The organism is Streptomyces sp. BRA346 (assembly GCF_052851135.1).
In genome coordinates this window covers 1-9,274 of record NZ_JAIWIH010000092.1, presented here as the reverse complement: position 1 = coordinate 9,274, position 9,274 = coordinate 1, and the positions used below count along the sequence as shown (strand labels likewise).

The window sequence follows — 9,274 nt, the reverse complement described above, 5'->3', positions numbered from 1 at the left end:
ACCCCTCCTTCGACGCGGCCACCTGGGAAATCTGGGGCCCGCTGGCCAACGGCGGCACGGTCGTGGTCATCGACCAGGACGACGTCCTCGACCCGCAACAATTCGCCACAGTGCTCCGGACTCAGTCGGTGTCCATGCTGTGGATGACCGTCGGCCTGTTCAACCGAACCCACACCGCCCTCACAGACGTACTCAGCCAACTGCGCTACCTGGTCGTCGGCGGCGACGTCCTGGACCCCAGCGCCATCGCCGCGACCATCGGCGGCCCGCAGCACCTGCTCAACGGCTACGGACCGACCGAAACCACCACCTTCGCCGCCACCCACCTCATCGAGACCGTGGACACCGGACGCAGCGTTCCTATCGGCAAGCCCATCGGGAACACCCGCATCTACTTGGTCGACGGCTACGGACGTCCGGTGCCGGTAGGCGTGACCGGTGAGCTGTTCATCGGCGGCCTCGGCGTCGCCCGCTGCTACCTGGGCCGCCCAGGCCTCACCGCCGAGCGGTTCGTACCGGACTGGCTGACCGGGGATGGGTCCCGGCTGTACCGCACCGGGGACCTGGGCCGCTGGCTGCCGGACGGCACGATCGAATTCGTCGGCCGCAACGACTTCCAGGTCAAGGTCCGCGGCTACCGCATCGAACTCGGCGAAATCGAAGCCCGACTCCTCGAACACGACACCATCCGCGAAGCCATCGTCATCGCACGTGACGACCGCCTCGACGCCTACTACGTCCCCGACACCACCATCGAGGTCGAGACGCTGCGCGACGCGCTCAGCGAAGCCCTCCCCTCCTACATGGTGCCCTCGGCATTCGTGGCACTCGACGCACTGCCACTCACCCCCAATGGCAAGGTCGACCGCGACAAACTGCCCACCCCCGACGGCCACGCCGTCGTGGCCCGCGGCTATCAACCGCCCATCGGTGTCGTGGAAGAGGAGCTGGCCGCCATCTGGGCGGATCTCCTCGGCGTGGAACGCGTCGGCCGCAACGACAACTTCTTCGAACTCGGCGGCCACTCCCTCCTCGCCGTCTCCCTCGTCGAGCGCATGCGCGAAGCCGGACTCACCTGCGACATCCGCGCCGTCTTCACCACCCCCACCATCACCGGACTCGCCACCGCAGTCGCATCCGGAGGCGGCACCGAAATCCAGGTGCCGCCCAACGCCATCCCGGCCGAAGCCGAGGCCATCACGTCCGACATGCTGCCCCTGGTCAAGCTGACCGCAGAGCACATCACCCAGGTCGTGGCCACCGTCCCCGGCGGAGCCGGGAACGTGCAGGACATCTATCCGCTCGGGCCGCTCCAGGAAGGCATCTTCTTCCACCACCTGATGCGAACGGAGACCGACCCCTATCTGATCTCCGTCCTGTTCGCCGTGGACACCCGCGACGACGTGGACCGCTTCGTGACGGCCCTGCAAGCGGTGGTGAACCGGCACGACATCCTGCGGACGTCGGTGGCCTGGGAAGGACTGCCGCAGCCCGTGCAGGTCGTGTGGCGGCACGCGGACCTTCAGGTCGAGGAAGTGTCCTTCGACGCGGGGAGGGACGCCTCCGAGCAGCTCCAGGAGCGCTCGTACGGCATGGACCTCGACGCGGCACCGCTGATGCGGATCGTCGTCGGGTTCGACGCGACGCGGCAACAGTGGCTCATGATGGTCCTGCGGCATCACATCATCGACGACAACACGTCCGTCGCGGCGCTGGTCTCCGAAGTGACCGCCCACCTCGACGGCCGGGCCGATGCGCTCCCGGAGCCCGTGCCCTACCGCAACGTGGTGGCCCAGGCCGTGCTGGGCACCAGCCGTGAAGAACACGAGAAGTTCTTCACCGGCCTGCTGGGCGAGGTGGACGAGCCGACCGCGCCGTACGGAGTCCTGGACGTCCGCGGCGACGGCACCGGCATCGCCGAAGCGCGCGTCGACGTGGACGCTGCTCTGGCCCGGACGATCCGGGAGCAGGCGCGCCGAGCGGGCGTCTCTCCCGCGAGCATGTGCCACCTGGCGTGGAGCATGGTGCTGTCGCGGCTCACCGGCCGCTCGGACGTCGTGTTCGGCACGGTGCTCTTCGGACGCATGCACGCCGGCGCCGGTGCGGAACGCGGCCTCGGGCTGTTCATCAACACCCTGCCGGTACGCGTCGATGTCGATGCCCGGGATGCGCTCGGCGCGGTCCGGGACACCCATGGGCTGCTCGCCGAGGTGCTGCGCCACGAGCACGCCCCGCTCGTCCTCGCCCAGGGATGCAGCCAGGTCCCGGCGGGCCTGCCGCTGTTCACCACGCTGCTCAACTACCGCCACACCCCGGAATCCGCCGACGACGCCCCGGACGGGCTGGGTGAACGGATCGAGGTGCTGCACAGCTACGAGCGCACCAACTACCCGATCGTGGTGTCGATCAACGACGGCGGTGTCGACAACGCCGGTCTCGCCATCACGGCCCAGGTCGACGACCGGCTCGACCCGGACGGCATCTGCGGGATGCTCACGACCGCGTTGCGGGAGCTGACCGACATCCTGGCCGGTGATCGATCGGTGCCGCTGGCGGCTGTGGACGTGCTGCCTGCGGCGGAGCGCGCGCTGCTGGTCGACGGCTTCAACGCCACCGATACGTCAGCCGATCCCAAGCTCTGCCTGCACGAGTCCTTCGAGGCACAGGCCGCGGCAACGCCGGATGCGGTCGCGGTCACCCACCGCGATACGCGGGTCACCTATCGGGAGCTGAACGAGCAGGCGAACCGGATCGCCCACCGGCTGCGCTCGGAGGGCGTGAGCCCTGGTGCGCGGGTCGGGATCTGCGCGGAACGCGGCGTGGGGCTGCTGGCAGCGGTCGTGGGTGTGCTGAAGGCGGGTGGCGCGTACGTGCCGCTGGACCCGTCGTACCCCGCCGAGCGCGTGGCGTTCATGCTCACCGACTCCCAGCCGGTCGTGGTGCTCACCGACGGTGCCGATGCGGCAGCCCTGATCCAGACCACCGCCCCCGAGGACACCGCGGTGTGGGACCTGACCACCGACTTCACGGACGCTCCGAAGGGCGATGTCCCCGTGGCGGTGTCCCCCGCGGACGTGGCCTACGTGATCTACACGTCAGGCTCGACCGGAACCCCGAAGGGCGTGCTGGTCGAGCACCGCCAGGTGGCCCGACTCTTCACCGCAACGGACGACTGGTTCGGCTTCGGGCCCTCCGACGTCTGGGCCCTGTGCCACTCCTACGCCTTCGACTTCTCCGTATGGGAAATCTGGGGCGCCCTCCTCCACGGCGGCCAACTCCTCGTCGTCCCGAGCGATGTGGTCCGGGCACCGGATGAGCTGTGGCAGCTGGTGTGTGCGGCCGGGGTGACCGTGCTGTGCCAGACACCGGGAGCCTTCACCCGCCTCGCCGACGCCCGCCTCCGTGCTCCCGGCACCGAAGACCAGCTCCGCTTCGTCATCTTCGGCGGAGAAGCACTGGAGGTAGCCACGCTGCGGCCTTGGTTCGACGCCACGGCAGGTGGCGGACCCACGTTGGTGAACATGTACGGGATCACCGAAACCACCGTCCATGTGACCTGGCAGCCCATCCAGCCCGACATGGCCGGTGGCCTGGGCGGATCCCTCATCGGCCAGCCCATCCCCGACCTGCGGGTGTACGTGGTCGACACCCACGGCCGCCCCGCCCCGGTAGGCGTGACCGGTGAACTGATGGTCGGCGGCCGCGGCGTAACCCGCGGCTACCTCAACCGCCCCGCCCTGACCGCCGAACGCTTCCTACCCAACTGGCTCACCGGAGACGGCACACGCCTCTACCGCACCGGAGACCTCGGCCGCTGGCTGCCCGCCGGCACCCTGGAGTACGTCGGCCGCAACGACTTCCAGGTCAAGGTCCGCGGCTACCGCATCGAACTCGGCGAAATCGAAGCCCGACTCCTCGACCACGACACCATCCGCGAAGCCATCGTCATCGCACGCGACGACCGCCTCAACGCCTACTACGTCCCCGACACCACCATCGACGCCGGAACCCTGCGCGACGCACTGGGCAAGGTGCTGCCGTCGTACATGGTGCCCTCGGCCTTCGTGCAACTCGACGCCCTACCGCTCACCCCCAACGGCAAGGTCGATCGCGAGAAACTCCCGGCACCGGACGGCCACGCCGTCGTGGCCCGCGGCTACCAGGCCCCGGTGGGCCTGGTGGAAGAGAAGCTGGCCGCCATCTGGGCGGACCTCCTCGGCGTGGAACGCGTCGGCCGCGACGACAACTTCTTCGAACTCGGCGGCCACTCCCTCCTCGCCGTCTCCCTGGTCGAGCAGATGCGGCAGGCAGGCCTCTCCTGCGACGTCCGCGCCGTCTTCACCACCCCGACCGTCGCCGGACTCGCCACCGCGGTCGCGGCCGGAGGCGGCACCGAAGTACAGGTGCCCCCGAACGCCATCCCGGCCGACGCCGACGCCATCACACCCGACATGCTGCCCCTGGTCGAACTGACCGAAGACCACATCACCCAGGTCGTGGCCACCGTCCCCGGCGGAGCCCGGAACGTGCAGGACATCTACCCCCTCGCCCCGCTCCAGGAAGGCATCTTCTTCCACCACCTCATGGGCGGCGACACCGACCCGTACCTGGTGTCCTACGTCCTGCCGATCGACACCCGGGACGAAGCCGACCAGTTCGTGGCCGCGTTGCAAACGGTGATGGACCGGCACGACATCCTGCGCACCGCCGTCGTCTGGGAAGGTCTCCCCCACCCCGTACAGGTGGTCTGGCGCCACACCGACCTGCCGGTCGAAGGAGTGACCCTCGACGCCAACGACGACGCGGCCACCCAACTCCTGAAGCACCACGACCCGCGCCGCTACCGGCTGGACCTGAACCGGGCGCCCCTCCTCCGCGTCGTCAGGGCGTACGACGAGCCGAACGACCGGTGGCTGCTGCTGGTGCTGATGCACCACCTCATCGGCGACCACACCACGCTGGAGGTGTTGCAGGAGGAGATCGGGGCGGTGCTCAACGGCCGTGCGGACGGGTTGCCGAAGCCGGTGCCGTACCGCAACGCCGTGGCACAGGCCGTGCTCGGGACGTCCCAGCAGGAACACCAGGAGTTCTTCACCGACCTGCTCGGCGACATCGACGAGCCGACCGCGCCGTACGGCATCCACGACGTCCGCGGCGACGGCACCGGAATCACCGAGGCACAGGAGGCACAGGTCGCTGTCGAACCGGACGTGGCAGCCGTGCTCCGGGAGCAGGCCCGCCAGGCAGGGGTGTCCCCGGCGAGCGTGTTCCACCTCGCCTGGAGCATGGTGCTGTCCCGGCTGACCGGCCGCTCGGACGTCGTGTTCGGCACCGTGCTCTTCGGACGCATGCAGGCCGGAGCCGGTGCGGAACGCGGCCTCGGGCTGTTCATCAACACCCTCCCACTACGCGTCGATGTCGGCGCCCGGGGCGCGCTCGACGCCGTCCGGGGCACGCACGGGCTCCTGGCCGAAGTGCTGCGCCACGAACACGCCCCGCTCGTCCTCGCCCAGGGATGCAGCCAGGTCCCACCGGGCTCGCCCCTGTTCACCACCCTGCTCAACTACCGGCACAACGCCCCGGCGGACCCGGCCGCCACGCCCGAAGCTGCCGCCTCCGGCTTCGAGGTACTGCACAGCGAGGAGCGCACCAACTACCCGATCGTGGTCTCGGTCAACGACCTCGGTGACGCCGGATTGTCCATCTCGGCGCAGGTGGACGACCGGTTGGATCCGGAACGGATCAGCGAGCTGATGGTGGCGGCCGTACGCGAACTCACCCAGGCCCTGGCGTCCCGCCCGACGGCGCCGGTCTCGGGCTTCGAGGTGCTGCCCGCGGCGGAGCGGACCCTGCTGGTGGAGGGCTTCAACGCCACCGAGACGCCGGTCGACACCCGGGTGTGCGTGCACGAGTTGTTCGCGGCACGGGCGCAGGCGGCCCCGGACGCCGTTGCGCTGCTTCACGACGGCGGTCGGATGTCCTACGGGGAGCTGAACCGGACGGCGAACCGCATCGCGCATCGGCTGCGGGCCGCGGGCGTCGGTCCCGACGTACGGGTGGGCATCTGCGCCCGCCGCGGGGTGCCGCTGATCGCCGCGATCCTGGGCGTGCTGAAGGCGGGTGGCGCTTACGTGCCGCTGGACCCGTCGTACCCCGCCGAGCGGCTGGCGTTCATGCTCGCCGACGCCCGCCCCGCGGTGGTCCTGACCGACGGAACCACGTTGGCCACCGACGGCATCCCCAGCCTCGACCTCACCACCGACTTCACCGATCAGCCCGAGACCGACGTGGCCGGTGGGGCGACCGGGGCGGATGCCGCGTACGTCATCTACACCTCCGGGTCCACCGGCACGCCGAAGGGTGTCGTGGTCGAGCACCGCTCGGTCGTCAACCGCATCGGCTGGATGCAGCGCGCCTATCCGATCGGCCAGGACGATGTGATCCTCCAGAAGACCCCGATGTCTTTCGACGTCTCCGTCTGGGAGTTCTTCTGGTGGATGACCGAAGGCGCCTCGCTCTGCCTGCTGGAGCCGGGCGGCGAGAAGGACCCGGACGTCATCGCCGGTACGATCGAGCGGGCCGGTGTGACGACGATGCACTTCGTCCCGGCCATGCTCAGCGCGTTCCTCGACGCGGTCGGTGCGGCCGATCTCCCCTCGTTGCGTCAGGTGTTCGCCAGCGGTGAGGCGCTTCCGCCGCACCTGGTGCGGAAGTTCCACCAGGCGTTTGGCGGTCCCGAGCGGCCGCGGCTGATCAACCTGTACGGGCCCACCGAGGCCACTGTCGACGTGACACACCACGCGTGCGACGAGCCCGACCCGACGCTCGTCCCGATCGGCCGCCCGATCGACAACACCCGCCTCTACGTGGTGGACGGCTACGGCCGACCGGTGCCGGTGGGTGTCGTCGGTGAGCTGTTCATCGGCGGCCTCGGCGTGGCCCGCGGCTACCTCGGCCGCCCCGGCCTCACCGCCGAACGCTTCGTACCCGACTGGCTGACCGGGGACGGATCCCGGCTGTACCGCACCGGGGACCTGGGCCGATGGCTGCCCGACGGCACACTGGAATACATCGGCCGCAACGACTTCCAGGTCAAGGTCCGCGGCTACCGCATCGAACTCGGCGAAATCGAAGCCCGACTCCTCGACCACGAGACCATCCGTGAAGCCATCGTCGTCGCACACGGCGACCGCCTCGACGCCTACTACGTGGCGGACACCAGCGTCGACGTCGAGACCCTGCGCGACGCGCTGAGCCAGGCACTGCCGTCGTACATGGTGCCGTCGGCGTTCGTCGCACTCGACGCCCTGCCGCTGACGCCGAACGGCAAGGTGGACCGGGACAAGCTGCCGACGCCGGACGGCGGCGCGGTGGTCACCCGCGGCTACCAGGCGCCCGTCGGTGTCGTGGAAGAGGTGCTGGCCTCGATCTGGGCGGACCTGCTGGGCGTGGAGCGGGTCGGCCGCGACGACGACTTCTTCGAACTCGGCGGCCACTCCCTCCTCGCCGTCTCCCTGGTCGAGCGGATGCGCGCGGCCGGGCTGTCCTGCGACGTACGGGCCGTCTTCACCACCCCGACCGTCGCCGGGCTCGCCACCGCAGTGGCGGCCGGAGGCGGCACCGAAGTACAGATACCGCCCAACGTCATCCCGGCCGACGCCGAGGCCATCACGCCCGCCATGCTGCCCCTGGTCGAGCTGTCCGAAGAGCACATCGCCCAGGTCGTGTCCACGGTCCCCGGCGGAGCCGGGAACGTCCAGGACATCTACCCCCTCGCCCCACTCCAGGAAGGCATCTTCTTCCACCACCTCATGGGCGCCGACGGGGATCCGTACCTCGGACGGAGCCTGTACGCAGCCCCCTCCCGTGACGCCGTGACCGCGCTGACGACCGCGCTCCAGACCGTCGTGGATCGGCACGACATCCTGCGTACGGCGGTGGTGTGGGAGGGGTTGCCGCAGCCCGTCCAGGTGGTCTGGCGCCACACCGCGCTGCCGGTTGACGAAGTGACGGTCGACGGCGCGACGGACGCGGCTGCGCAGCTCCAGGACCGGTACGACCCCCGGCGCTACCGGCTGGACCTGAACCGGGCGCCGCTGCTGCGGCTGGTCACGGCGTACGACGAGCCGAACGACCGGTGGCTGCTGCTGGTGCTGATGCACCACCTGATCGGCGACAACGCGACCTGGGATGTCCTCCAGAAGGAAATCGGGGCGGTGCTGGCGGATCGCGCCGATATGTTGCCGGAGCCCGTGCGGTACCGCAACGTGGTGGCCCAAGCGGTGCTGGGCACCAGCCGTGAGGAGCACGAGGAGTTCTTCACCGGCCTGCTCGGTGACGTCGACGAGCCGACCGCGCCCTACGGCATCCACGATGTCCGCGGCGACGGCACCGGAATCGCGGAGGCACGCGTCGACGTGGACGCCGCCCTGGCCCGGACGGTCCGGGAGCAGGCGCGCCGCGCGGGCGTGTCGCCCGCGAGCGTGTGCCATCTGGCGTGGGGTCTGGTGTTGTCCCGGCTGACCGGCCGCTCGGATGTGGTGTTCGGCTCGGTGCTTCTGGGCCGGATGCAGGCCGGGGCGGGCGCGGACCGGGCAGTGGGCATGTTCGTCAACACCTTGCCGGTGCGGGTCGATGCCGGTGTCGGCGGGGTGTTCGACGCGGTCCGGGGCACGCAGCGGTTGCTGGCCGAGGTGCTGCGCCACGAGCACGCCCCGCTCGTCCTCGCCCAGGGATGCAGCCAGGTCCCGACCGGATTGCCCCTGTTCACCAGCCTCTTCAACTACCGGCACAACACCCCGGCGGACCCGGCAGCGGCCGAAGCGGCGCTGGGCGGATTCGAGGTGCTGCACAGCGAGGAGCGCACCAACTACCCGGTCGTGGTCTCGGTCGACGACGGAGGCACGGGGTTCTCGATCACCGCCCAGGTGGACGAGCGGCTGGACCCGGAGCGGGTGTGCGGGCTGCTCCTGAACGCCATCCAGGAGATCGGCCAGGCCCTTAACACCGCGCCCGATACACCGGTCTCCGACCTGGAGATCCTGCCGGAAGCCGAGCGGGCACTCGTCGTGGAAGGCTTCAACGCCACGGAGGCGCCGTTCGACCCGACCGCGCGGGTGCACAAGCTGTTCGAGACACACGCGAAGGTGGCTCCGGACGCGATCGCGGTGATGCACGGCGATACGCAGGTCACCTACCGGGAACTGAACGCGAAGGCCAACCAGGTCGCCCACCGCCTCCGGACGGTAGGCGTCGGCCCCGACGTCCGCGTCGG

1 protein-coding gene is annotated in these 9,274 nt (G+C 70.0%); it reads left to right on the top strand.

The annotated features are described in order from the left end of the window. A partial coding sequence (locus LCH29_RS43235; protein WP_446467170.1) for an amino acid adenylation domain-containing protein occupies positions 1 to 9,274 on the top strand: 9,274 nt, incomplete at both ends.